Annotated in this window: 28 protein-coding genes; 13 read left to right on the forward strand and 15 right to left on the reverse strand. The window is 58.7% G+C overall.

What is annotated here, in order from left to right; genetic code table 11:
* Positions 1–10 precede the first annotated feature (10 nt).
* Together rpiB and AC2FFA_RS05725 are read right to left on the reverse strand one after the other, a co-directional pair.
* Complete coding sequence (gene rpiB / locus AC2FFA_RS05720; RefSeq protein WP_496850465.1) at positions 11–460, reverse strand: ribose 5-phosphate isomerase B; 450 nt, start codon at positions 458–460, stop codon at positions 11–13.
* 104 nt (positions 461–564) lie between these two features.
* Positions 565–1,584, reverse strand: coding sequence for a ribose-phosphate pyrophosphokinase (locus AC2FFA_RS05725; protein WP_117872500.1), 1,020 nt, complete (start codon positions 1,582–1,584; stop codon positions 565–567).
* 107 nt (positions 1,585–1,691) lie between these two features.
* Between AC2FFA_RS05725 and AC2FFA_RS05730 the strand changes: the two genes are divergently transcribed.
* Both AC2FFA_RS05730 and AC2FFA_RS05735 read left to right on the forward strand, forming a co-directional pair.
* Positions 1,692–2,294 carry a 2-hydroxychromene-2-carboxylate isomerase gene (locus tag AC2FFA_RS05730; protein ID WP_299895511.1) on the forward strand — a complete coding sequence of 201 codons (603 nt, stop codon included), beginning with the start codon at positions 1,692–1,694 and terminating at the stop codon, positions 2,292–2,294.
* A complete protein-coding gene (locus AC2FFA_RS05735; protein ID WP_496850467.1) occupies positions 2,291–3,124 on the forward strand; it encodes an alpha/beta fold hydrolase in 834 nt (277 codons plus the stop codon). Before AC2FFA_RS05730 ends, AC2FFA_RS05735 begins: the two co-directional genes overlap by 4 nt.
* Here the strand turns inward: AC2FFA_RS05735 and AC2FFA_RS05740 are convergent.
* From AC2FFA_RS05740 to AC2FFA_RS05750, 3 genes are read right to left on the reverse strand one after another with little or no spacing between them, the layout of a single operon-like run.
* A complete protein-coding gene (locus AC2FFA_RS05740; protein ID WP_496850469.1) occupies positions 3,111–4,145 on the reverse strand; it encodes a threonine aldolase family protein in 1,035 nt (344 codons plus the stop codon). The genes AC2FFA_RS05735 and AC2FFA_RS05740 overlap by 14 nt on opposite strands.
* Positions 4,145–4,618 carry a YcgN family cysteine cluster protein gene (locus AC2FFA_RS05745; protein ID WP_496850471.1) on the reverse strand — a complete coding sequence of 158 codons (474 nt, stop codon included), beginning with the start codon at positions 4,616–4,618 and terminating at the stop codon, positions 4,145–4,147. The genes AC2FFA_RS05740 and AC2FFA_RS05745 overlap by 1 nt, the downstream gene beginning before the upstream one ends.
* Positions 4,615–5,547 carry a bifunctional riboflavin kinase/FAD synthetase gene (locus tag AC2FFA_RS05750; RefSeq protein WP_496850473.1) on the reverse strand — a complete coding sequence of 311 codons (933 nt, stop codon included), beginning with the start codon at positions 5,545–5,547 and terminating at the stop codon, positions 4,615–4,617. Before AC2FFA_RS05750 ends, AC2FFA_RS05745 begins: the two co-directional genes overlap by 4 nt.
* Positions 5,548–5,807: 260 nt before the next feature.
* On the opposite strand from AC2FFA_RS05750, the gene AC2FFA_RS05755 reads away from it, so the two are divergent.
* A complete protein-coding gene (locus AC2FFA_RS05755) occupies positions 5,808–6,389 on the forward strand; it encodes a methylenetetrahydrofolate reductase C-terminal domain-containing protein (RefSeq protein ID WP_496674224.1) in 582 nt (193 codons plus the stop codon).
* Positions 6,386–7,375 carry a methylenetetrahydrofolate reductase gene (locus AC2FFA_RS05760; protein WP_299640611.1) on the forward strand — a complete coding sequence of 330 codons (990 nt, stop codon included), beginning with the start codon at positions 6,386–6,388 and terminating at the stop codon, positions 7,373–7,375. Before AC2FFA_RS05755 ends, AC2FFA_RS05760 begins: the two co-directional genes overlap by 4 nt.
* A gap of 75 nt (positions 7,376–7,450) precedes the next feature.
* Here the strand turns inward: AC2FFA_RS05760 and AC2FFA_RS05765 are convergent, their stop codons facing one another.
* The 5 genes from AC2FFA_RS05765 to AC2FFA_RS05785 all read right to left on the reverse strand — a co-directional run bounded on the left by AC2FFA_RS05765 (position 7,451) and on the right by AC2FFA_RS05785 (position 12,194).
* Positions 7,451–7,894: a MaoC family dehydratase gene (locus AC2FFA_RS05765; RefSeq protein ID WP_117872517.1), complete on the reverse strand. Its 444-nt coding sequence runs from the start codon at positions 7,892–7,894 to the stop codon at positions 7,451–7,453.
* A gap of 101 nt (positions 7,895–7,995) precedes the next feature.
* Positions 7,996–8,871, reverse strand: a complete 876-nt coding sequence (locus tag AC2FFA_RS05770; RefSeq protein ID WP_496850476.1) for a TIGR01459 family HAD-type hydrolase — start codon at positions 8,869–8,871, stop codon at positions 7,996–7,998.
* 102 nt (positions 8,872–8,973) lie between these two features.
* Positions 8,974–10,050, reverse strand: coding sequence for a DUF389 domain-containing protein (locus AC2FFA_RS05775; protein WP_299895490.1), 1,077 nt, complete (start codon positions 10,048–10,050; stop codon positions 8,974–8,976).
* A gap of 132 nt (positions 10,051–10,182) precedes the next feature.
* Entirely contained in the window at positions 10,183–11,103 is a 921-nt protein-coding gene (locus AC2FFA_RS05780; RefSeq protein WP_496850478.1) for a manganese-dependent inorganic pyrophosphatase, read from the reverse strand.
* Positions 11,104–11,213: 110 nt separating this feature from the next.
* Positions 11,214–12,194 carry a TraB/GumN family protein gene (locus AC2FFA_RS05785; protein ID WP_496850480.1) on the reverse strand — a complete coding sequence of 327 codons (981 nt, stop codon included), beginning with the start codon at positions 12,192–12,194 and terminating at the stop codon, positions 11,214–11,216.
* Between the two features lie 110 nt (positions 12,195–12,304).
* On the opposite strand from AC2FFA_RS05785, the gene AC2FFA_RS05790 reads away from it, so the two are divergent.
* From AC2FFA_RS05790 to AC2FFA_RS05815, 6 genes are all read left to right on the forward strand, one after another.
* Entirely contained in the window at positions 12,305–12,979 is a 675-nt protein-coding gene (locus AC2FFA_RS05790) for a DUF2161 domain-containing phosphodiesterase (protein WP_496718727.1), read from the forward strand.
* A 152-nt stretch (positions 12,980–13,131) separates the two neighbouring features.
* Positions 13,132–13,419: a co-chaperone GroES gene (locus AC2FFA_RS05795; protein ID WP_117872530.1), complete on the forward strand. Its 288-nt coding sequence runs from the start codon at positions 13,132–13,134 to the stop codon at positions 13,417–13,419.
* A 55-nt stretch (positions 13,420–13,474) separates the two neighbouring features.
* On the forward strand, positions 13,475–15,118 hold the full coding sequence (gene groL / locus AC2FFA_RS05800; RefSeq protein ID WP_117872532.1) for a chaperonin GroEL: 1,644 nt from the start codon (positions 13,475–13,477) through the stop codon (positions 15,116–15,118).
* A 244-nt stretch (positions 15,119–15,362) separates the two neighbouring features.
* Entirely contained in the window at positions 15,363–16,205 is an 843-nt protein-coding gene (locus AC2FFA_RS05805; protein ID WP_299895474.1) for a DMT family transporter, read from the forward strand.
* Positions 16,206–16,243: 38 nt separating this feature from the next.
* Complete coding sequence (locus tag AC2FFA_RS05810; RefSeq protein ID WP_496850483.1) at positions 16,244–17,017, forward strand: alpha/beta fold hydrolase; 774 nt, start codon at positions 16,244–16,246, stop codon at positions 17,015–17,017.
* A complete protein-coding gene (locus AC2FFA_RS05815) occupies positions 17,014–18,165 on the forward strand; it encodes an alpha-D-ribose 1-methylphosphonate 5-triphosphate diphosphatase (RefSeq protein ID WP_496850485.1) in 1,152 nt (383 codons plus the stop codon). The genes AC2FFA_RS05810 and AC2FFA_RS05815 overlap by 4 nt, the downstream gene beginning before the upstream one ends.
* Positions 18,166–18,189: 24 nt before the next feature.
* Here the strand turns inward: AC2FFA_RS05815 and AC2FFA_RS05820 are convergent, their stop codons facing one another.
* The 4 genes from AC2FFA_RS05820 to AC2FFA_RS05835 form a co-directional block, all read right to left on the reverse strand.
* Positions 18,190–19,257 carry a 5-(carboxyamino)imidazole ribonucleotide synthase gene (locus tag AC2FFA_RS05820; protein ID WP_496850487.1) on the reverse strand — a complete coding sequence of 356 codons (1,068 nt, stop codon included), beginning with the start codon at positions 19,255–19,257 and terminating at the stop codon, positions 18,190–18,192.
* A gap of 2 nt (positions 19,258–19,259) precedes the next feature.
* Positions 19,260–20,015: an NAD(P)-binding domain-containing protein gene (locus AC2FFA_RS05825; protein WP_496683286.1), complete on the reverse strand. Its 756-nt coding sequence runs from the start codon at positions 20,013–20,015 to the stop codon at positions 19,260–19,262.
* On the reverse strand, positions 20,012–20,497 hold the full coding sequence (purE, locus tag AC2FFA_RS05830) for a 5-(carboxyamino)imidazole ribonucleotide mutase (RefSeq protein ID WP_117872985.1): 486 nt from the start codon (positions 20,495–20,497) through the stop codon (positions 20,012–20,014). The genes AC2FFA_RS05825 and purE overlap by 4 nt, the downstream gene beginning before the upstream one ends.
* 77 nt (positions 20,498–20,574) lie before the next feature.
* Positions 20,575–20,799: a YdcH family protein gene (locus tag AC2FFA_RS05835; RefSeq protein WP_117872544.1), complete on the reverse strand. Its 225-nt coding sequence runs from the start codon at positions 20,797–20,799 to the stop codon at positions 20,575–20,577.
* Positions 20,800–20,962: 163 nt separating this feature from the next.
* On the opposite strand from AC2FFA_RS05835, the gene AC2FFA_RS05840 reads away from it, so the two are divergent.
* The 3 genes from AC2FFA_RS05840 to AC2FFA_RS05850 all read left to right on the forward strand — a co-directional run bounded on the left by AC2FFA_RS05840 (position 20,963) and on the right by AC2FFA_RS05850 (position 22,581).
* A complete protein-coding gene (locus AC2FFA_RS05840) occupies positions 20,963–21,376 on the forward strand; it encodes an Hsp20 family protein (RefSeq protein WP_058275530.1) in 414 nt (137 codons plus the stop codon).
* 5 nt (positions 21,377–21,381) lie between these two features.
* The gene (locus AC2FFA_RS05845) at positions 21,382–21,606 is read left to right on the forward strand and encodes a DUF1150 family protein (protein ID WP_117872546.1); all 225 of its coding nucleotides are present in this window, start codon (positions 21,382–21,384) and stop codon (positions 21,604–21,606) included.
* A gap of 84 nt (positions 21,607–21,690) precedes the next feature.
* A complete protein-coding gene (locus tag AC2FFA_RS05850) occupies positions 21,691–22,581 on the forward strand; it encodes a PhzF family phenazine biosynthesis protein (RefSeq protein WP_496850490.1) in 891 nt (296 codons plus the stop codon).
* Between the two features lie 397 nt (positions 22,582–22,978).
* On the opposite strand, the gene AC2FFA_RS05855 is transcribed toward AC2FFA_RS05850, so the two are convergent.
* Complete coding sequence (locus tag AC2FFA_RS05855) at positions 22,979–24,697, reverse strand: bifunctional sulfate adenylyltransferase/adenylylsulfate kinase (protein ID WP_496850492.1); 1,719 nt, start codon at positions 24,695–24,697, stop codon at positions 22,979–22,981.
* Positions 24,698–24,730 lie beyond the last annotated feature (33 nt).

Raw genomic sequence — 24,730 nt, forward strand, 5'->3', positions numbered from 1 at the left:
CAGCTTGGACTCAGTCTTCCTGCGCTTCGATCATGTCCACGCGCGTGGCGTGGCGGCCACCTTCGAATTCGGCACCCAGAAACGCGTCAACGATGTCCAGCGCCTGACCTTCACCGACAACCCGCGCGCCAATCGACAGCATGTTGGCATTGTTGTGCTGGCGGATCATGCGGGCCGAGAATGCGTCTGAACAAACGCCACAGCGAATGCCGGGCACTTTGTTTGCAGCCATCATAATACCCTGCCCAGTGCCGCAGAAGACAATACCCAAACTGCAATCTCCCGAGGCAACGGCCTGCGCCGCGGCCTTGCCGTGCTTGGGGTAATGGGTGCTTTCCGGGGTTGTCGGGCCGATATCAACCACGTCCCAACCTTGCTGCGCGATGTGGTTGGCCACGGATTGGCGCAGCTCGATTGCCGCGTGATCGCTGGAAAGAACAATGCGTTTGTTGGCAGTCATGGAGATTATTCCACTTGTGTCACCGATTGCGCCCCAAGGTCAGATATGCGCGCAATCGGCATTTCAGAAATCAAGGGGTGACACCTTCGGCCGCCCCCTATTGCTCAATCCATCTGATACATGGATTCGTAGATCGGTGTCAGCGTCTTGTCTTCGAACAGCGAAGACACACTGGTTCCGTTCCAGATGTTCAGGATCGCCTGGGTGAAGATTGGCGCAGTCGGAACGATGCGGATATTCTTTGCCTTCAATATTTCTTTGGTCGGCTGGATCGTATCGGTCAGCACCAGTGACTTCATGACCGAGTTCGTCACCCTTTCGACCGCAGGGCCGCTCATGACGCCGTGCGTGATGTAGGAGTGAACTTCCTTGGCGCCATTGTCCAACAGGACCTGCGCGGCCTTGCAAAGCGTTCCGGCGGTGTCACACATATCGTCGACGATCAGGCAGATCTTGTCCTTCACATCCCCGATAACGGTCATTTCAGCGACTTCGCCTGCTTTCTCGCGCCGCTTGTCAACGATCGACAAGGGGGCATTGATGCGCTTGGCCAGTTCACGTGCGCGGGCCACGCCGCCCACGTCGGGTGAAACCACCATGATCTCATCCAGATTGTCCTTGAACTGGTTTTTGACATCCAGGGCAAAGATCGGCGAGGCGTACAGGTTGTCGACGGGCATATCGAAAAAGCCCTGAATCTGCGCGGCATGAAGATCCATCGTCAGAATCCGCTCGATCCCTGCGCCGGTCAGCATATTGGCCACCAGCTTGGCGCTGATGGGTGTGCGGGCCTTGGTGCGGCGATCCTGGCGGGCATAGCCGAAATACGGGATCACGGCGGTGATCCGCTGTGCCGACGAACGGCGCAGCGCGTCGGCGATGATCAGCAGCTCCATCAGGTTGTCATTGGCCGGGTTCGAGGTCGGCTGGATAATGAACATATCCTCGCCGCGTACGTTCTCGAACACTTCGACGAAGATCTCTCCGTCATTGAAACGTTCGACGCGCGCATCGACCAAACCCTGGTCAACACCTCGATAAAGGCTCATGCGGCGTGCGATGGTTTTGGCAAGAGGAAGGTTGGCGTTCCCAGCGATAAGCTTGGGTTCGTGAAGTGTCGGCATCGGCTGAGGTCCCCGGGCAGCAATGGCAATGTGACAGATTCGTGATGTTGACACCGCTTAGCATGGCCTTACGGTCCCGCAAAGGTAACGCAGCGGAGAAAGTGAACATGACCCAGATTGACTACTTTTTTGCGACAATTTCGCCCTATAGCTACCTGGCTGGAAACCGGCTGGAAGAGATTGCGGCGAAACATGACGCATCGATCAGCTACAAACCGCTGGACATCATAGCCCTGTTCGCACGCACCGGGGGAACGCCGCCAAAAGACCGTCATATCTCGCGCATCGAATACCGCGCTCAGGAATTGCTGCGCCAATCGAAGAATCTGGGGATGGAGTTCAACCTGCAACCGGCGCACTGGCCGACCAACATGGCGCCGTCTTCTTATGCGATCATCGCGGCGATCAGCAATGGTTCGGGCGACGTTGGCAAGTTGTGCCAGTTGATCCTGCGCGCCTGCTGGGCCGAAGAAAAGGACGTCGCTCAGGATGATGTGATCCGGGACTGCCTGGCAACTGCCGGGTTTGATCCTGAACTGGCCAACAGTGGACTGCTGGTCGGGGCCGAAACCTATGCCGCCAATTTGGAAGAAGCCGTGGATCGCGGCGTGTTCGGCGCGCCGTTCTACATCACGCCGGACGGTCAACGCTTCTGGGGGCAGGATCGCCTGGACGATCTGGATCGGCATCTGTCGGAGATGAAAGGGTGACAGCCCCGACGGCGATGCAATCCGTCTTCGTCAGACAATTGGGCGAAGGAGGGCGCAACTTGCTTGCCCTTCATTGCACCATTGCGCATTCCGGCGCGTGGTCTGGCCTGTCCAAGGCATTGGATGGCAGCGCGTCCCTTGTTGCACCGGATATGCTGTCTCATGGGCGCAGTCCGGATTGGGACGGTCAGAGCGACTTCTTTGATGCGGTGACAGGGCTGGCAGCGGTCGAGTTGACCAAGCCCATGGATATAGTTGGTCATTCCTTTGGGGCGATCGTTGCGCTCAGACTGGCCATGGAGCATCCGGACCTTGTTCGAAGCTTGACCCTGATCGAGCCCGTGTTCTTTGCCGTGGCAAAACAGGACGCGCCTGATTTGTACGATCAGCACCTGCGAGAGTCACAACCGATTGAAGCAGCGTTCCAAGCAGGCGACGAAGCGCTGGCCGCGCGGTTGTTCAACCGGATGTGGAGCACCGGTATCGGCCCAAAATGGCCTGACCTGCCAGAACGGACGCGCGCCGGCATGGTGCGCGGGATTCATGTTGTTCCTGCGTCTTATCCCGTTCTGTACGATGACCAGGCCGGGTTGCTTGACCCCGATAAATGCAAGCGAATATCGATGCCAACCCTGTTGCTGAGCGGATCAAAGACCCACCCGACGATCCCCGCAATCTGTGATGGATTGCAGCGCCGTCTGCCGAACGCACGCCATGAGGTCATTCAAGGTGCGGGGCACATGCTGCCCATTTCGCACCCCCTTGAAACCAGCGTACTGCTTCAGGAGCTCTGGAAAGCTGGCCACTGGACGGGTGTTACAACAGGCTGAGAAACTGATCGATCTCGGCTGTCCCGATCGACCAGTCGCAGACCAGTCTGCATGCAAGGCTTTCGTCGTCATCGCCACCTTCCAGCTCGTCCCCCCAGAGGTGATAGATTGCCCCGGCTTCATGCAGCTGTTTGTGCTTCGCGCGTGAAAAAGCGGCAAAGATCATATTGGCCTGCGGCTCGTGCAAGAACTCGGCACCTTTTGCACGCAGGCGGTCGGCCAGCCGGGCACAATTTGCATTCGCCTGACGCGCCAACTTCAGCCACAGATCATCCTTAAGATAGGCCGCCATCTGAGCGGACAGGTAGCGATGCTTGGAAAACAGATGCGCCCCGCGTTTGCGCCGCAGCTCGAATTCCCAGGCTGTGCTCTCATCAAAGAACACCACCGCTTCAACGCCCATCAGCCCGTTTTTCGTGCCGCCAAAGCTGACCGCGTCCACCCCGGCTTTCCATGTCATGTCAGCCGGAGAGCAGTTCAGAGCAACCAGAGCATTGGTGAACCGGGCACCATCCAGATGGACGGGCAAGCCATATTCCTTTGCGACCCCACACAGCGACTGCAATTCCTCCAGAGAATAGACCGATCCGCGCTCGGTGACCTGAGTGATCGACACTGGCCCGCGCTGCGGCCCGTGTACCCCGCGGGTTTCTTCGCCCATGATGGACCCGCGCAACGCGTCCGGTGACATCTTGTCGCCGCCGGGAACAAGGGTCAGCTTGGCCCCGGTGTAAAACTCGGGCGCGTTGCACTCGTCTTCATGGATATGGGCAACCGGAGAACAGAAGATCGTTTCCCAGGGGTTGGACAACGTGGCAAGGGCCAGCGAATTTGCCGCTGTCCCCGTTGCGACGAGATAGACAGCAGCCCCCGGCGCTTCAAAGATGCTGCGAATGCGGTCACGCACCTCGTTCATCATCGTGTCGGCGCCATAGGCCATCTGGTAGCCCTGATTGGCCTCGGCCAGTTTGGCCATGACCTGAGGGTGAACCGGCCCGGAATTGTCAGATGCGAAATACATCAGCTTGGCTCCTCGATAATGTAGTCTTCCCACTCTTCCATGGGGGTTTCGAACTCGGACACCGTGCGCCCCTGAACTGAAACGCCTGCGGCATGCACGCTGTCCGGCGTACCAGATATCAAAGGATGCCAGTCGTAAAGCGTTTTGCCTTCCCACAGCAGCCGATACGCGCAGGTTTGCGGCAACCAATAGGCGTGTTCGTCAATATTGTCGGGTGTCATGACGATGCATTCAGGCACGAATTGATGCCGGATGTCGTATTGCGTGCAGCGGCAGCTTTCATCGTCCAGCAGACGGCAGGCGACACAGGTCAGGGCAACTTCGCCCGAGTCTTCATCTTCCAGCTTGTTGAGGCAACACTTGCCGCAGCCGTCACACAGGGCCTCCCACTCGCGTTGGTTCATCTTGCGCAGGGGTTTGCGCTCCCAGAACCGGGCGGGCAGGCCGGTGCGTTCAATCGGATCAGAGCTCATAGGGCGGCCAGAATGCCCTGGGCCTGTTCGCAATCGGCATTCATCTGCGCGATCAGACCATCCAGCCCGTCAAATGTCATTTCAGGGCGCAGGAATTCAATCAGCCCCACCGACAAGGTCGCCCCGTACAGATCGCCGGAAAAGTCGAACAGGAAGGTTTCAATGTTTGGCACTTCACCATGGAACATCGGGCGCACCCCAACCGAGGCCGCGCCGTGATAACTGCCCTGATGCGGGCCATCCAGCACGTCGACCAATACGGCGTAGACGCCGAATTTCGGCGGATGGAGCCCTTCGATGGACATGTTCGCGGTAGGAAAACCCAGTTCCCGCCCGCGCTGCTCACCGCCGATCACTTCGCCTTCGATTCTGTGCCAATGGCCCAGCATCGCAGCTGCATCCCTTGGGCGACCCTCACTCAGTGCGGTTCGGATGGCGGTTGACGAGACCACGTTCTCGGACCGCTGCATCAAAGGTGCAATCGTCACGCCAAATCCCATCTCTTGCCCAAACCGCACCAGATCGTCAGCGGTGCCGCTGCGGCCCTTGCCAAAACAGAAATCGGCACCGACCACGACATGGGAAAGACCCAACCCGTCACAAATCACGTTGCGGGCGAATTCAATGGGGGAAAGCCCGGCCAGCGCCGCGTTGAACGGCAGCTCATACAGTTTCTTCACACCCAGCTTTTCAAGCCGGTGCGCCCGCGCATTGCCGCGCATCAGGCGGAACGGAGGAGAATCCGGCGCGAAATACTCACGTGGATGCGGCTCGAAGGTCATGACACCCAGTGGCGCATCCGGGGCCGCGTCGCGGGCCAGTTCGATGACTGACTGGTGCCCCACGTGGACGCCATCAAAATTCCCGATCGCAACGCTGGCGCCGCGATCTTCTGGCTCGACAAACTGGAAATCCCGGATGATCTGCATAGACGATTGCGTAGCGTTGCGTTGCCATTTGTTCAAGCGGCAGTTTGAATTCAAAGCATGCGTCCTTGCGAAACAAACCAAAACCCTTCGTCAGATCTGATGACACGCAGGGTATCCCCGGAAGGCTGTGCGACATTCGGTCAACTGCTTGATCGAAAAAAGGCTCTGAGTGTAGACTGCACTTCCGGCCCTCGAAACACGCTGCGTGCCGGACGATGGCCCGGCCAGGTTCAAATGAACCCAGCACAGGAGGCAGACCCATGTATCGATTGCGATTGTTCGCGATTCGCAATGCCCGTGCATTCGAATGGATTTACAAATGTGTCGAACGGGGCATGGTCGCGATGGACCCGGTCTTTGCAAAGATCGGCTACAATCGCGTTGAACGCCCCATTGCGTTGGTCGAAAAAGGTGTCAAAAGCCTTTTGTTTGATTGCAAGATGTGCGGGCAATGCGTTTTGTCTTCGACGGGTATGTCCTGCCCGATGAACTGCCCCAAGCAACTGCGCAACGGCCCGTGTGGCGGTGTGCGTCCCGGTGAGTTCTGTGAGGTCAAACCCGACATGAAATGTGTCTGGGCCTTGGCTTGGGATGGGGCCAGCCGTATGCGACACGGGGGCGACAAGATAAAAGAGGTCCTTCCGCCCGTGGAACACACGTTGAAGGGGTCGTCATCCTGGTTGCGGGTCAGCCGCGAGATTGCAGCACAGGAACGCGAGGCCCGGGACGCTGCACGCGAAACGCTTGCGCAGGCATTCCCGGAGGCGCGCGAGAATGAACCCTCCGCGGCACCTCTGGCCGCTGAACCCCCCAATGCGGTGAACCGGGAGCTGAAGAAATGAATGGCGCCCATCGCAGCGAGGTCGAGCCGATCGGCTATGTGCCTGTTCCCGAAGGCTATGTATCGCACAGCCGACTGGAAAGAGTTTTGCGCTCGGGTCGTTTTGCCGTGACCGCGGAACTGAACCCACCAGACAGTGCTGACCCCGAGGATGTTTTTCAGGCGGCACAGCCGCTGGGTGAAGTGGCGGACGCGATCAATGCAACCGATGCGTCTGGTGCCAACTGCCACATGTCTTCGATAGGGATCTGTGCCTTGTTGACCCGCGCGGGGTATTCTCCGGTCTATCAGATTTCCTGCCGAGACCGGAACCGGATCGCAATTCAGGGTGATGTTCTGGGGGCCGCGGCGCTGGGCGTCAGCAACGTGCTGTGCCTGACGGGCGACGGTGTCGGGGTTGGGGATCAACCGGGGGCAAAACCGGTGTTCGACTTCGATTCCCTGACCTTGCTGCGTACGATCCGAACGATGCGCGATCAGGGAAAGTTCCTGTCTGGGCGCAAGATCACGCGCCCCCCTCAACTGTTTTTGGGAGCGGCGGAAAACCCCTGTATACCGCCCTATGACTGGCGCCCGGAACGTCTTGCAAAGAAGGTTGAGGCCGGGGCCGAGTTTATTCAGACCAACTATATCTACGACATTCCGCTTTTTGAAAGGTTCATGGGTCGGGTGCGGGATGCCGGTCTGGACGAAAAAGTATTCATCATCGCTGGCGTGGGTCCCATTGCTTCGGCGCGCGCGGCTCGATGGATGCGCAGCAATGTGCCCGGAATTCACGTTCCGGATCATGTCATCGAGCGGATGGAGAAAGCCGAAAAGCCCGCTGAAGAGGGAAAGAAGATCTGTATCGAACTGATCCAGCAGATCCGGGACATCGCCGGTGTTTCCGGGGTTCACGTGATGGCCTACAGGCGTGAACACGTGGTGTCGGAAATCATTCTGGAATCAGGTGCGCTGAAGGGACGAAAACGAACCCGTTCCTCCTGACGACCTTACGTTCAGTTGAGTGCCCAAACAAAAAAGGCGCCGGTCGGGCGCCTTTTGCAAGACCGTGTTCGCCAATCAGTCGAACTTGCGTGACGGGGCAAGCACCATGGCTTCGCCGATCAGGACCTTCTTTCCCTCGACCGAACAATGGCAGTCCAGCTTGACGCGGCGCTTGGCAAAGTCGATGTCGATCACCTTCACCTCGGCATACACCATGTCACCCGGGCGCACAGGGGCCAGGAATTTCAGCGATTGACCCATGTAGACGGTGCCGTGGCCCGGCAGTTGTTCACCGATTACGGCCGAGATCAGACCCGCCGTCAGCATTCCGTGGGCAATACGGCCTTCGAAGATCGTATCGCGGGCATAGTCGTCGTCCAGATGCACCGGATTCCGGTCGGTTGAGACCTGTGCGAACATTTCGATATCTTCATCCGTCACCACTTTGCGCAGGTGGCGGGACATACCCATTTCGATGTCTTCGATACAGATCGTTCCGCGCGGAAGATTGTCCAACATGTTGCCCTCACTCGAAATCGGCCGTGAAAGAAAAAACCATCATTTGGCCAAGGTTGGCAACTTTATTACTTCGCAGTTGCAGAAAATCAAGTCTTTTCTTGCTACCTCAAGCGCCCGATCGTGTAGGTTGGATTGATCTTTTCCCTTTCAATATAGGCGGTTAGGGATTCGTGATGCGGATGATGCGACGTTTTTGTCTCGGCCGCAGCCAGCCCGCCCGAGATGAACAGAGAATCAATGCCCTCTCCCATGCCGCCCAGAATGTCCGTATGGGGGCCGTCGCCGATAACCAGAATGTCGTTGTCGGGGGTATCGTGTCCCAGTTCCTGCAACCTGCGATGGGCCAGGTCATAGATAGGTGGGTGCGGTTTGCCGAAATACAGGCTTTCACCGCCCATTTCGGTGTACAGTTTGGCCAAAGCGCCGGCACACCATTCGCGCACCTCTCCGCGGTCGACAACAATGTCAGGGTTCGCACAGAGAAGCTTCATGCCCATCTGCTTGGCGTACAGGAAATCCGGCCGGTTCACATCCGGGTCGGCCATTGGGTCGAACGGGCCGCAGCATACAATACCTTCGGCTTCCTTCAGCGGCACGCGCTCGATATGGATGGGATGATCCAGCAGTTTCAGCGGTTCGAAAAAGCCCGCATCGCGCTGCCACTCGCCCATGAAGTAAACCTTGTGTCCCACAGCGCCCCGGAACATCGCAGATCGCGCGGAGTCCCCACTTGTGGCGATGGTATTATACGCATCGGCGGGAACATTGAATTGCACGAGTTGTTCTGCCACGCCGGCGCGAGGTTTGGGAGAGTTCGTGACCAGGACAACAAGTCCACCTTTTGCGCGATAGGCCTTCAGCGCTTCGACGGCTTCGGGATAGGCCGTGATGCCATTGTGAACACAACCCCAAAGGTCGACGAACAATGCCTTGTAACGGTCGGAGATCTCGGAAAGCGAGGAAACGATCTGGGTCATGGGGGCCTCTGGGTCTGATATCGCGCTGACGACAGCTATGGCAAAGCTTGGGCCCGAACACCATCCCGCATTCCCGTTTGCGCGAAGGAACAGGTGAATCTGCTACTCGTCTTCGGTAATTTCTGTGACATCCGGGGCCTGCTGAACGTTTTCCGTTCCCAGGATGATCTGGGCCCCGATACGCGGCTGATACCGGATAATGGCCAGGTATCCGGGTCCCAGTTCCTCCTCCAACACCCCGACAAGAGGGGTTTCACGCAGCTTGGGTGGCAGCAAACCGGCAATGGAAGAAACTTTGAACTGCGCTTCGGCCGGCAGGTCGACGATCAGCCAAACCTCGGCCCGTTTGCGCTGAGCGTTGACGTCGATGCGGATGATTTCCACGGAAACCGGATCGGCCCATTCGCGAATGGCATCGGCCAGTTGTGCCTCGGTCCGCGTCTCCAGATAACGGTTATAGGTGGATTTCCCAAGTTGCAGGACGACGACGACCAGAAACGCGATCGCGACGAAGACGCTGGCTGTAAAGTTCAGCTTGCGCTTTCCCTTGCTGAAAACCACGGACCGCGCGGCATAGACAAGATATACCGCGCAGGCTGACAGAATGATCGCGCCAAGGTTCGTTGCGAAAAGCAGCCCAGCCTCATAGGCCTCGGCGGGTTCGTCAAAATACAGCAGGATGCCCGAAGCCGAGAGGGGCGGAACCAGTGAAACGCCGATGGCCGCGCCGGGCAAAAGGCTCAGTTCGGATTTGTTGATCTGAACATAGGCCCCGGCAACACCGGCAGCGAGAGCGACGATCAGATCTTCGGTGCCCGGATCGGTGCGCGCAAGGACCTGATCGGGGATCAAAATGCCACGAGGCACGTCAGCGATATAGACCAGAAGCCATGCCATCATAACGCAGGCAATGGCGGCCAGACAAACCGTGAGCGCCAGCGTCACTGCGCGTTTCAGCCACCCCATGACCATCGCCGCGGCCACCCCAAGGATCGGGGTCATAAGCGGCGCCACAAGCATGGCCGCGATCACAACAGCCCCGGAATTGCGCAGCAAACCCATGGTGGCGATTACGACCGACAGCGTCAGCAGCATTGCAAAGCGTCGCCAATACGCAGCCTTGTCGGCACCTTCAAAAAGAAGGATGCCGCGGGTGGTGCTTAGTTTTCGTACGACCATTGTAGTTACCTGACCCTGGGATAGGCTTCGTGCCCACGGCCAGACTAACAACCGATACCTTTTCCGCAAATGGCCGGTAAGAAAGAAAAAAGGCGCCCGAATTGGACGCCTTTCGATCTGGTTGGCAGACGATCAGACCTTTAGATTTGGAATAATCTGCTTTTTGCGGCTCATGATACCCGGCAAAACGACTGCGTCGCCGTCAACGGTAACACCAAAGCTCTTCTCGGCGACGGTTTTAACCAGATCGTTCGGCACCAACAGCGTGGCCTCTTCGTTCAGGATATCAACCACGAACAGCAGCACCTGATCGACGCCGTCTTCCCTGGCAACATCCACCATCGAGTCTGCCAGGCTTGCCTTGCGGTCCAGAACAACGCCGGGGGCGGTGGTTTCCAGAACCGAGACGCGGAACTTGGTGCCGTCGACCTCGTATTCCTTGCTGTCCATGCGGATCAACTCGGCGTCCGAGAAGGAAGAGACATCCGATTTCGCCGCAAACATGTCAGCTGCATATACTGAAATGTCCAGCTCAAGCTCAGCCGCCAGGCGCTCTGCAACCTCGCGGTCATGCGCCGTGGTGGTGGGTGAGCGGAACTGCAGTGTGTCAGACAGAATGCAGGTCAGCGCAGCGCCTTTGATGGCATCGGGCATTTTGGCGGTATCTTCGCCCATCAGATCAAACAGGATGGTTGCGGTGCAGGCCAAGGGGCGCACGGTGATATCGATCGGGCCTTTGGTTTCCAGACCGCCAACCAGCTTGTGATGGTCGATAATGGCGCGGATATCCGCGTCGTTGACGTTTGCCGGCAGTTCGGCCGGGTTATTGGTGTCGACGATAACCACCGGGGTACCTGCGGCAAGGTCTTCAATGATCCGCGGCTTGGGCAGGTCCCAGTTCTCCAGCATGAATGCTGCTTCGGTGTTGGGCTCACCCAGCAGTACGGGCTCGGTCTGCTCGCCTTTGACTTCGTTCAGGTACCAGGACCACACGATCGGTGAGCCTGTAGAATCGGTGTCGGGGGATTTGTGGCCAAATACTAGAGTGGTCATGTCAGTGTCCTGCGGTATGGAAATTTGCGCGCCTTATAGGGCGGGTAAATGCAGTTGTCACGCTGCAGCCCACCGTCTGCGACGCTTGGTCTGCAAACCGCGGGGTCAGTTTAGAATGCAGCGCGTGTCAGAACGTATCCGGCTTTTTCCAGCTGGTTCAACAGGCCGTAATCATCACTCAGGTGCCCCGCGCCGACCGCAATCACAACTGTCTGATCCCTGATGTCCAGAATCTGCGCCATCCAGTTGGCGTTTCGTTGTACCAGCATCTGCTGCTCGAAATTGCGCCATTCCGCGTCAAAGCTCTCGGGGCTCAGGCCCGACTGTTCAAGCCCCTGAAGGTGGGCAAACTGTATGATCTCGGCGTGCTTTTCTTCCATATATGCATTGGCCATGGTGACCAATTGGTCGGCATTGCCCTGCATGGCTCCGGACAGGCGCACAAGCGACTCGACCTGTTTTTCCAGCGGGTGACTGTCGAACATGGCCATCAGGTCTTCGATCCGTTCCAGCGAGTGCTGTGGGATACCTTTTTCGACGGCCAGATCGTTCAGGCGGGCGTCCATTCCATAAGTTGCATTCGGGTCTTGCATCATGCAGGGCGGGATGCTCAGCATCATGGTCAGGAACCACGGGCGCATCTTCGCAGCCATCCAGCCGGGGATGCCGCGCTGGGCCAGAGCTGTGGAAAGCGCATCCCAGTCGTCTTCCGTCATCAGGTCGATCAACGTAGGGCCTGAGGTAATCATCACCGCAGTCAGGTCGTTGGCCATGTTCTTTTCGAAGGCGTTCATGTCTTCCTGAGTGACTTCGAAATAAAAGGCGTCAGCCTTGTTCAGTTCGGGCGACAGGCGATCAATGACCTCCTCCATGCGCGGATCGAAGGTGTGCAGCGTTCCTATGATGTGCAAAACCGTATCGCCCTTGCGTGCAATCCAATGATTGCCTTCGGGATAAGCGATCTCGGCCACTGCACTTTGCAATCTGGCCCGGGTTTCCTCAGGCAGTTGCGGCCGCAGGTCCACCCCCTCGCACGCGGCCTGAGCCGAGATCGGAAACAGAAGGAACGCAAGAAAAGTGAGCAAACGCATGGAGCCAGCCTGAATGGTGTCAAGAAGTTGAACCCAGACTTAGCCACGCCACCAGCCGATGTTCAAGCAGCCCGTCTGGTATTCCCTGACAATCTGCGTAGCATGGGCGCATGAACCGCGAGCAGGATCTCTACCCCCCGGTCAAGGCGCTGCTGGAGCGGCAGGGATACGCCGTCAAGGGAGAAGTCGGCGCAGCCGACATCGTTGCGGTGCGCGATGGGGATGCTCCGGTGATTGTCGAACTGAAACTTCGGTTCACGCTGGCCCTGTTTCATCAGGCGATCAATCGGCTGAAACTCACCGATCTGGTCTACATCGCGGTCAGCAAACCCACGGGCCGAACGGCCCGGCGGGCGCTGAAAGATAATCTGGCATTGTGTCGAAGGCTTGGCCTGGGCCTGATCACTGTGCGGGCTGATGGCACGGTTGAGGTGCAATGCGATCCCGGCCCCTATGCGCCCCGTAAGAACAAAGCCGGAGCCGCACGGATGCTGCGGGAATTCGACCGGCTGGAAGGTGACCCAAACGCCGGGGGCGCGACGCGCCATGGTATCGTGACGGCTTATCGGCAGGATGCACTGAAATGTGCGGCTTTTTTGGCCGAGAATGGCCCGACCAAGGGATCAGACGTCGCCAAGTCGGTCGGCGTCCCGGTTGCCACCCGGCTTATGCGGGAAAACCACTATGGGTGGTTTGAGAAGGTTGAAAAAGGCATATACGGGCTTACGTCCGCAGGAGCGGAAGGCTTGAAGCACTGGGCCTACAGTTGGGAACAGGTTGACTGATCCATTCTGCAAAAAAATCTCTCACAACTTGTTGACTCGGAGTTTTAGACTCCCTAGCTATGCGTCGTTATCACTCACACACCCCGAGTGCTAACGCCTCGCCGGAAGGCGAGGGGAGGATAAACAAACTTTGAGCCCAAGGAGCTACAAAGATGGCATTGAAACCGCTTCATGACCGTGTGCTGGTTCGCCGTACCGAAAGCGAAGAGAAAACCGCAGGCGGCCTGATCATTCCTGACAGCGCAAAAGAAAAGCCCAGCGAAGGCGAAGTCGTCTCAACCGGCGAAGGCGCGCGCAAGGACAGCGGCGAGCTGATCGCGATGGCTGTAAAAGCTGGCGACAAGATCCTGTTCGGCAAATGGTCGGGCACCGAGGTTCAGGTCGACGGCGAAGAGCTGCTGATGATGAAAGAAAGCGACATCATGGGGATCATTGAGTAAGCGATCCCGCTTCCTCTGATCTTCATCACAGTACATTTTCTCAAGGAGAAACGACATGGCTGCAAAGGACGTCAAGTTCGACACCGATGCCCGTAACCGCATGCTGGCAGGTGTGAACATCCTGGCCGATGCTGTTAAAGTGACCCTGGGCCCCAAAGGCCGCAACGTGGTTCTGGACAAATCCTTCGGCGCACCGCGCATCACCAAGGACGGTGTATCGGTTGCCAAGGAAATCGAACTGGAAGACAAGTTCGAAAACATGGGCGCGCAGATGGTGAAAGAAGTCGCCAGCCGCACCAATGACGAAGCCGGCGACGGCACCACCACCGCAACCGTTCTGGCACAGGCGATCGTAAAAGAAGGCCTGAAGCAGGTGGCAGCGGGTCTGAACCCGATGGACCTGAAGCGCGGCATCGACCTGGCAACCGCCAAGGTTGTTGAAGGCATCAAAGAAGCCTCGCGCGAAGTCAAAGACTCGGCAGAAGTTGCTCAGGTTGGCACCATCTCGGCCAACGGCGAAGCCGAAATCGGCCAGCAGATCGCAGACGCGATGCAGAAGGTCGGCAACGAAGGCGTCATCACCGTCGAAGAAAACAAAGGTCTGGAAACCGAGACCGACGTTGTCGAAGGTATGCAGTTCGACCGTGGCTACCTGTCGCCTTACTTCGTCACCAACGCAGACAAGATGATTGCAGAGCTCGAAGACTGCATGATCCTGCTGCACGAAAAGAAACTGTCCTCGCTGCAGCCGATGGTCCCGCTGCTCGAGCAGGTGATCCAGTCGCAAAAGCCGCTGCTGATCATTGCCGAGGATGTTGAAGGCGAAGCGCTGGCAACTCTGGTTGTCAACAAACTGCGCGGCGGCCTGAAAATTGCTGCTGTCAAAGCACCGGGCTTCGGCGATCGCCGCAAGGCCATGCTGCAGGACATCGCAATCCTGACCGGCGGTCAGGTTATCAGCGAAGATCTGGGCATGAAGCTCGAGTCCGTCACCATGGACATGCTGGGCACCGCCAAGAAAATCGAAATCACCAAAGACGAAACCACCATCGTTGACGGTGCTGGCGAGAAAGCCGAGATCGAAGCACGTGTTGCTCAGATCCGCACTCAGATCGAAGAAACCTCGTCGGACTACGACCGTGAGAAGCTGCAAGAACGCGTTGCCAAACTGGCAGGCGGTGTTGCCGTTATCCGCGTCGGCGGCATGACCGAAGTTGAAGTGAAAGAGCGTAAAGATCGTGTTGACGATGCTCTGAACGCAACGCGCGCAGCCGTTCAGGAAGGCGTTGTTGTCGGTGGCGGTGTTGCTCTGGTTCAGGCCGGTAAAGCACTGGAGTCGTTGAAAGGCGCAAACGCTGATCAGGATGCAGGCATCAACATCGTTCGCAAAGCCATCGAAGCGCCTCTGCGTCAGATCGCCGAGAACGCGGGTGTTGACGGTGCGGTTGTTGCTGGCAAGGTTCGTGAAAACGAAGACGCTGCATTCGGCTTCAACGCTCAGACCGAAGAATATGGCGACATGTTCTCGTTCGGCGTGATCGACCCGGCCAAAGTTGTCCGTACAGCACTGGAAGACGCGGCGTCGGTTGCTGGCCTGCTGGTCACCACCGAAGCAATGGTTGCTGACAAGCCTGCCAAAGAAGGCGCGCCTGCTGGCGGCGGCATGCCCGACATGGGCGGCATGGGCGGCATGATGTAAGCACGTCGAAATCGCCTCGGCGAATTCTGACGGTCCCGACAGGCGCTTGGCTGTAAGGCCAAGCTGCCGAGGGGGAAGCCTTGGAACTTAAGATTGGGGTCGCCTTCGGGCGGCCCCGTTTTGTATTGACCGTTCTGCTTTGTCAGCGAGTTGCGACGCAGCTTCAACAAGCGCAGCTGGTCTGATCTTACGCCCTTCGGGAAAGTGAGTGTGCAAACCCGGCCCAAACGGCTATGCGGTTCCTATGAAATTGTTTTTGCTCACCGCCCTGACCATGTGCGCCTTCGCTGCGAATTCCATTCTGAATCGGTTGGCCATCGATAGCGGAGCCAGCGATCCGACTGGATTTGCCATCGTACGGGTTTTGGCCGGGGCCGTGGTGCTGGCCGCTCTTGTGCTTGCACACGGGGGGCATCTTCCACTGCGCAGTCGAAGGCGGATCGTTGGGGCGGGGTCATTGACGCTCTACATGATCGGGTTTTCGATCGCCTACCTGACGCTGGATGCCGGATTGGGTGCTTTGATCCTGTTTGGCACGGTGCAAATTTCGATGTTTTCGATCGGCGCCTTGACTGGTGCGACTCCGACCGCGCGGCAAGTGGCGGGGGCAGGGGTTGCGCTTGCAGGTCTGGCCTATGTGCTCTGGCCCTCTGACTCCGTTCAGGTCGACCTGAACGGCGCGGCTTTGATGGTCGCCGCTGGTATTGGTTGGGCCCTTTATTCGATTGCGGGCCGATCTGAAACAAACCCTCTGGAGGGAACGGCCGCCAATTTCATTGTCGCTTTGCCATTGACTGCCCTGGCGATGCTTGCCACCGGCGGCGTCTGGCAGATGAACGGGGCGGGGTATCTGCTGGCTGTTCTGTCCGGTGGAGTTACCTCAGGGCTCGGTTATGCTTTGTGGTATCGTGTTTTGCCTCAACTGGCCCCGTCTGTGGCGGCTGTCGTTCAGCTCAGCGTGCCGGTGATAGCAATTTTCGGCGGTGTCGCCTTTCTGGGCGAGGTTGCCGAAACACGGCTGATCATCGGCACCGTGCTTGTATTAGGCGGTATCGCGCTGGCCGTGTTGCGACGTCAAAAGGGCTAGGGCTTTTATCGAAGGCTCATAGGCTTTATCTGGCGGTTATGAAACTTTTGATTGCCCTGTTCTTCTGCCTCGCTCCCGCCGCAGCCAGCGCGAAATGCGTGATCCTCCTGCATGGTCTGGCGCGCACAGAGGCGTCGTTTACCGTGATGGAGCAGCTGTTCAAGGCGCATGAATATACCGTTGTGCGCCACGGGTATCCATCGACCGAAATCGGCATTCCCGAACTGGCAGAGCAAACCATACCGGACGCGCTTGCGGCTTGTGGTGACGACAAAGCCAATGTCGTCGCGCATTCCATGGGGGGTATCCTGTTGCGCTATTGGTTCAAGGACCATCGGCCTGAAAACCTGGGTCGTGTCGTCATGCTCGGCCCGCCCAATCAGGGCAGCCAGTTGGTCGATGAGCTGAGCGCATGGGAAGTGTTCGGGTATCTGAACGGCCCTGCGGGATTGCAATTGGGCACCGGTCCCGAAGGCATTCCGCGCCGCCTGCCGTCGGTGGATTTTGAACTGGGGGTGATTGCGGGCGAGAACTCGCTCAACCCGCTGTTTTCGTCGCTGATCGACGGGCAGGATGACGGCAAGGTCTCGATTGAAACCACCAAGGTCGAAGGGATGGCCGATCACATTGTTCTGCCTGTGACCCACACCTTCATGATGAACAACCCGCGCGTTATGGCGCAGGCACTGCATTTTATCGAATTTGGTCAATTCGATCCAAAGATCACCTGGCTCGACGGCGTGATGGAGATAATCGACGAGATCTGCATCGGGCAGGACTGTTCGGAACCTGACTCGGAGCCCACACGATGACCGCACTGGACCTGACAATGACCGGCGCAGAGGTCCTGTTGCCGGGGGATGGTCTGTCGCGCTACGATCTTTCGATAGCGGACGGCGTTGTTCAGCACGATCCGACCGGGCGCAGGATTGATCTGACCGGTTATCTTGTCCTGCCCGGTATCGTCGATCTGCACGGGGACGGGTTCGAACGCCACATCGCCCCTCGGCGCGGCGCGATGAAGCAGATGAACGAAGGTATTCTGGCAGTCGAGGCCGAACTGGCCGCCAATGGCATCACCACCGCTGTGCTGGCCCAGTTCTACAGTTGGGAAGGTGGCGTGCGCGGCCCGGAGTTTGCCGCGCAGGTGTTTCGGGCAATCGCTGCGGTCAAGGACAGCGCAGTCACGGATCTGATCCCGCAATTGCGGTTCGAGACCAACATGCTTGAGGATTATGCCGGTCTGGCGCGGCGTATCGCCGAATGGCAGGTGCCCTATGTGGTGTTCAATGATCACCTGCCGCATGATCGTTTGGCGCAGGGCAAAAAGCCTCCGCGCCTGACTGGGCAAGCGTTGAAGGCCGGGCGCAATCCGGATGCGCATTTTGAGATGCTGCTTGGCATGCATGCCCGTAGTAACGAAGTGCCTGCCGCCGTCGAAGCACTCAGCGCCACACTTGTCGAAATGGGTGTGCGTCTGGGCAGCCATGATGACGCAACCGCCGAGACGCGGGCGTGGTGGCGCGACCGGGGCGTGCGCATTGCCGAATTCCCCGAAACGCTTGAGGCCGCCGAGGCCGCGCGTTCCGCCGGGGATCACGTTATCCTCGGATCTCCCAACGTTGTGCGGGGTGGGTCGCACAAGGGGAATGCCAGCGCGGTTGAACTGATTGCCATGGGGCTTTGTGATGCGTTGGCCTCGGATTACCACTATCCCAGCCCGCGCCGCGCGGCGTTGATGCTGGCCAAAACCGGTCTGCTGGATTTGGCCGGTGCCTGGGCGCTGATCTCGTCCGGCCCCGCGCGGGTACTGGACATGCAGGACCGGGGCACGCTCGCGCCGGGAAAACGCGCGGACCTGGTCATCCTGGATGCGGATACCCATCGCGTCGCGGCCACCTTGGCCGGTGGGCGCATCAGCTATATGTCGGGTGATGTCGCCGCGCGCTTCGTGAACTGAAGCGCGCCGCATATTCACGTTTCGTCAACGTTTGATGCGGTTGAAATGCCCCATCTTGCGACCCGCCTTGACTTCGGCCTTGCCGTAGAGATGCAGCGCCACATCCCGCTCGCGGGCCAGCTCAGGTACACGGTCCATGTCGTCGCCGATCAGGTTTTCCATCACCACATCGGAATGGCGCTGTCCGTCCCCCAATGGCCAGCCTGCCACGGCGCGGATATGCTGTTCGAACTGATCGACAGCGCAGCCGTTCTGCGTCCAGTGGCCCGAATTGTGGACCCGCGGCGCGATTTCGTTCACGATCAGACCGCCGGGCGTCACGAACAGCTCAACGCCCATCACGCCGACGTATTCGAGTGCGTTCAGGATGTTTGCTGCGAGCAGGATTGCGTCTGTGCGCTGGGCGGGAGACAGGCGGGCAGGGATGGTGGTGGTGCGCAAGATGCCATCGCGGTGCACATTCTCACCCGGATCGAAACAGGCGACCTGACCGTCCAGACCGCGGGCCGCGATGATCGACACCTCGTGCGAGAAATCCACGAACCCTTCCAGAATAGCTGGTGCACCGGCCATATCGGCCAGAGCGGCCTCGGCATCCTCAGGGCTGCGCAGCCGGGCCTGCCCCTTGCCGTCATAGCCGAAGCGACGGGTTTTCAGGATGGCGGGCGTTCCGATCTGCTCGATCGCCGCATTCAGGCTGGTCAGGTCGGCAATATCCGCAAACGGGGCCGTCTTCAGGCCCAGCTCTTGCAGAAATGCCTTCTCGGTCAACCTGTCCTGGCTGACCCGCAATGCCTCGCGCCCGGGGCGGATCGGGCGGTGCGCTTCCAGAATGTCCAGCGCTTCGGTCGGGATGTTCTCGAACTCATAGGTGATGACATCGACCGCATCGGCAAAAGCTTTCAGCGCGTTTGCATCGTCGTAAGCTGCGATGGTGACGCGATCCGCAACCTGCCCGGCCGGCGGGTTTGCACCCGGTTCGTAGATATGGCTGACAAAACCCAGTCTGGCGGCTGCCACAGACAGCATCCGGCCCAGCTGACCGCCCCCCAGAATCCCGATCACTGCACCTTGGGCGAGCATTTCCGCCATCTTCAACTCTCCAAACGTTTGCCAATATCGCCAAGCGCCGAACGCAGCGCCTCGTGCGCGCCCTGATCCTTCAGGGCGTCCGTCATTTGCAGGCTCAGCGTGTCCTCTGTCGCCAGGGCGTCACGCTCTTGCGCCAACCGCCCGGCGGTGCCTTTTTCCATCGAGGCCAGAAAGCCCGCCATCAACTGCAATGTATAGAACTCGGCCCCGTCCGTATCCCCGGTTGCGTCACCCAGCCATTTGGCACCGGTGACCATCAGGTCCAGAATGCCGGGAACCAAGGCACAAATGGCGAAATGCGCGTTCAGCGCGGCTTCATCCGCAACCTTGACCACAGGGTTCTCGGGCTCAAACAGATCGGCCAGCAGGCGATCATTGCCAAAAGCTGCCATCGGGCAGCCGCCGGTTTCCAGAAAGCCCAGCGGGATGGTCTGCACGAAATCCGACGCAGGGGCGCAAAGCGCGGCCAGTTGCTCGGCGGGCACCGATGCCATGACGGAAACGATCTGCTGATCGGCACGAAAGATCAGCGGGTCCAGAACGTCGGCCGCAATATGCGGGCGCAGGCACAGGAATACGATGTCCGAGGTGTCAATCACGGTCTGAGGTGCAGCGACGGTTGCGCCCAGTTCCGCCTTCAAGGCAGATGAAACTGTGGCGTTGCGCTCGGTCACGCTGATCTGGTGCTCTTTGGCGGCCATCAGCCGCGCGATCGGCGCGGCGATATGGCCGGTGCCGATAAATCCGATCCGGCTCATCCCTGCGGTTCCTGGGGGATCGACGCTGACAGAGCGTCACGCCAGTTGTCCAGCCGTTCGGCCAAAGCATCATCCTGCAATGCCAGGATGCCCGCTGCCATCAGACCGGCATTGGCCCCGCCGGCGGACCCGATCGCCATGGTCGCCACCGGGAACCCCTTGGGCATCTGCACGATGGAATACAGAGAATCCACGCCCGACAAGGCGCGGGTCTGCACCGGGACGCCAATGACTGGTACCCGCGTTTTCGACGCCATCATACCCGGAAGATGCGCCGCCCCGCCAGCACCTGCAATGATCACCTGCAATCCACGCGAGACTGCGGTCTTGCCATAGTCCCACAACCGGTCCGGCGTGCGGTGGGCCGATACGATACGCGCTTCGTAGGCGACGCCCAGTTCGTCCAGAATATCTGCGGCTTCCTTCATCGTGGGCCAGTCCGACTGGCTGCCCATGATGATCCCCACTTTCACATCGCTCATCCGCATACGTCCCCGCGCTCAGAAAGAGCGCGCACTATAGCCAAATCCGGTTGACTGGCAATGCGGTAGAGGGCCGTTCAGGCGATGATATCGGGGGTCAGGCGGTCTTCGATCAGCCGGATGATGTCTTTCAGGCGCAATTTCTCTTTTTTCAGGCGCCGTAAGGTCAGTTGATCGGCCGTTCCCTTTTCATGCAACGCTTCGATCGCCTCATCCAGATCGCGGTGCTGTCGGCGGAAAACCTCAAGCTCAACACGCAATACTTCATCTGTTTTCATCGAAAGATCGGTAGGCGCGTTCATTGGCGACTCGAGTTGGTTGTGGTGCTTGGCCAACAAGATAGTGTGTCAGACGTTATCGCGCCAGACCTTGTGGACATCCTGGTTTCTTCCCATATTCTATTGCAGGCGGTTGCCAGAACGGGGCCGCACACCACGTCGCTTTGACAATGAAGGACGAAAATACGTGTCGAAACTCACTCTTGGCTCATACCCGCATCTATTGGGGTTCGAGCAGTTGGAACGCCTTCTGGAACGGTCTGCAAAGGCCGGAAATGAAGGGTACCCGCCTTATAACATCGAACAGACCTCGGATTTCTCCTATCGCATCACTCTTGCGGTGGCCGGGTTTGCCGAAGAGGATCTGTCAATCACGATCGAGGATCGCCAGTTGGTGATCCGGGGCCGTCAGCGCGACGACAGCGAGGGGCGCATATTCCTGCACCGTGGCATCGCGGCGCGTCAGTTCCAGCGCATGTTCGTGCTGGCCGACGGTGTCGAAGTGGGCGAGGCGATCATGGAAAACGGTCTGCTGCACGTGGATCTGACCCGCGCCGTGCCGGAAACCGTGGTTCAGACGATCAACATACGGAAGGGGTAAGAGCAATGAATACACCGATTGAAATCAACACCGAAGGCAACCGTATTGTCTATGTCAAAACGGTTGAAGTATCTGAATTGCCTCGGGAAGTTCGTGAACAGGCAGGCGATCTGGATCAGCTTTACGCCGTCCACGATTCCGACGGGCAGCAACTGGCGCTGGTCGCAGACCGCAAGCTGGCCTTTGTGCTGGCGCGGGAACATGATCTGTCTCCGGTGGCCGTTCACTAGGCGACCGAAAACTCTGCTGAAACGAAGTGGCGTTTTCTTTTCATGCGGTGATCTTGCCGCACATGCAAAGGCAGGAGCGGCATCATGGGCTGGTTTGACTTTGACTGGGTGGACGCCTTCAGTGATCGCGCATTTGGTGGCAACGGATGTGCTGTAGTCCACGAAGGTGCGCGCCTTACGGAAGAAGTCTGCATGGCCTATGTGCGCGAAACCTCTCTGGTCGAATGCACCTTTACCGGCCCGTCCGAGGTGGCCGACATCCGCGTCCGTTATTTTCTGGCCAGCCGCGAAATCCCCTTCGCGGGGCATCCGACTATCGCCACTGTCGCGGCGATGCGATCCCGCGGCATGATCTCGGGCGATAGTCTGACGCTGGAAACCGGTGCGGGTCTGGTCTCGATCCGGTTGCAGGGTGAGCAGATCGAAATGACTCAGGTCGCACCGCAATTCGGTGCGCTCGTCCCCGCGGAACTGGTGGCGGGAGCGGTCAGCCTGCCACAGGAAGCCATCATTTCGCCGCCTCAGATGGTATCAACCGGCTTGCCGTTCTGCATCACCGTTCTGCGGGATCATACGGCATTGCGGGCCGCTCAACTGGTTGAGGGCCCATTGCGCAAAGTGGCTGAAGCTGCGGGTTATTCCGGCTCGGATATGGCCGAACCGTTTCTTGTCACGCTGCAAGGGGCAACCGATGTGGGGGATACGTTTTCACGCCTTCTTCTGGCTCCGCCCAGCCCGCCCGAAGATCCGTTTACCGGGTCTGCCACCGGTGCGATGGCCGCCTATTTGTGGAAACACGGGTTGATGAAAAAGGAAAGCTTCATCGCCGAGCAGGGTCACGATATGGGCCGCCCCGGGAAGGCCATCGTCACGTGTGTCGGCCCGCCTGATGCGATGACGGGCATCAAGGTTTCTGGTCAGGGGTATGTCCTGATGCGCGGGCAGGTTGACCTGCCGGAAACGCCGATAAAATGAGCAAACGCTAACCGAGGGCTGCCCCCGGTATTCTGGCCGGAGGCGGCGGGCTACATCCAGCCCAGCCGTCATCTGGGTCCACGCCAGGGTTGGATCGGGTTTGTCGACATAACGAAATCCAGCATCTGTTCCAAGGTCGCCGACCTCGTGCGCGACGCACAGGACGAAGCGGTGTCCTTGATCCGGAAAGGACTGAAGGCATAGTTGTTCCGACAAGCTCAGATCGGATCCCAACCAGAAACTGACAATGGTCGGAGACCTGTTCGTCATCTCAGTTTCACACCCGCCACGAGTTCCTGAACAGCATCAGGACCATCGGCAATCGTCATTTGGAAGCCAATAAAAACGGCCGCCGGAATGTCCGGAGGCCGCCCAATACAATCAGAAGAGACCGCAATCAGTTTGCTGCGATCAGGCCCATGCTTTCCAGTTTCAGCAGCACTTGATGGGCGCAGTTGTCGACCTCGACATTCTCGGTTTCGACGCGCAGTTCCGGGTTTTCTGGAACATCGTAGGGGTCCGAGATCCCGGTGAATTCCTTGATCTTGCCTTCACGTGCCAACTTGTAAAGGCCTTTGCGGTCGCGGCGTTCGCATTCCTCAATGCTGGTTGCGACGTGGACCTCGCAAAAGGCACCTAACTGTTCGATCTCTTCCCGAACGGCGCGGCGTGTCGTGGCATAGGGCGCGATCGGGGCACATATGGCGATGCCGCCGTTCTTGGTGATCTCGCTGGCCACATAGCCGATACGGCGGATGTTCAGGTCGCGGTGCTCTTTCGAGAAACCCAGTTCTGACGACAGGTTCTTACGAACAATGTCGCCATCGAGCAGCGTCACCGGTCGGCCACCCATTTCCATCAACTTGACCATAAGTGCGTTTGCGATGGTGGATTTGCCCGAACCTGAGAAACCTGTGAAGAACACGGTAAAGCCCTGTTGGCTGCGTGGCGGCTTGGTTTTGCGCAGCTCGGCTACCACTTCGGGGAAGCTGAACCACTCGGGGATTTCCAGACCTTCGGCCAGACGGCGGCGCAGCTCGGTGCCCGAGATGTTCAGGATGGTGACGTCATCCTTGTCGAGAATCTCGTCATTCGGTTCGTACTGGGCGCGTTCCTGCACATAGACCATGTGCTTGAAGTCGACCATTTCGACGCCGATTTCGTCCTGGAACTGGCGGAACAGGTCCTGTGCGTCATAAGGGCCATAGAAATCTTCACCGGCCGAATTCTTGCCTGGGCCAGCGTGGTCACGGCCCACGATGAAGTGTGTGCACCCGTGGTTGGCGCGGATCAGACCGTGCCAGACCGCCTCGCGCGGGCCAGCCATACGCATGGCCAGGTTCAGCAGGCTCATCGAGGTGGTTGAGGCTGGGTATTTGTCCAACACCGCCTCATAACAGCGCACGCGTGTAAAGTGATCGACGTCGCCTGGTTTGGTCATGCCGACAACCGGGTGGATCAGTAGGTTGGCCTGTGCCTCTTTGGCGGCGCGGAAGGTCAGCTCCTGATGCGCGCGGTGCAGCGGGTTGCGGGTCTGGAAGGCGACGATGCGGCGCCAGCCCAGCTTGCGGAAATAGGCGCGCATTTCGTTCGGGGTGTCGCGACGTCCGCGAAAGTCATAATGCACGGGCTGTTGGATACCAACCACGGGTCCGCCCAGGTAAATCTTGCCCGCCACATTATGCAGATAGTTGACCGCCGGGTGGGTATCGTCATCGGCGCCAAAAACCTTCTCGGCCTCACGCGCCTTGTCCGGGGTCCAGCGGTCAGTCACGGTCATGGTGCCCAGGATCACACCTTCCTGATCACGCAGGGCGATGTCCTGGCCCAGCTCGATACTCTGGGCAAAATCTTCGCTGACATCCAGCGTGATCGGCATCGGCCAGAGCGTACCATCTGCCAGACGCATGTTTTCAACGACATTGTCGTAATCCGCTTCGCTCAGGAACCCTTTCAGCGGGTTGAACCCACCATTCATCAAAAGCTCCAGATCGCAAATCTGCCGCGGGCTCAGATCCCAGCTGGTCAGGTCGGCGGCTTCCATCTTGAGCTTTTGCGCCGAGTCGTAAGACACATACAGTTCAGGGATCGGGGTCAGATTGCTTAACATTGTCATCGTAATACTCTTATCGCAGTGTTGATTTGCCAG

It is taken from the genome of Ruegeria sp. YTSB088, assembly GCF_059609825.1.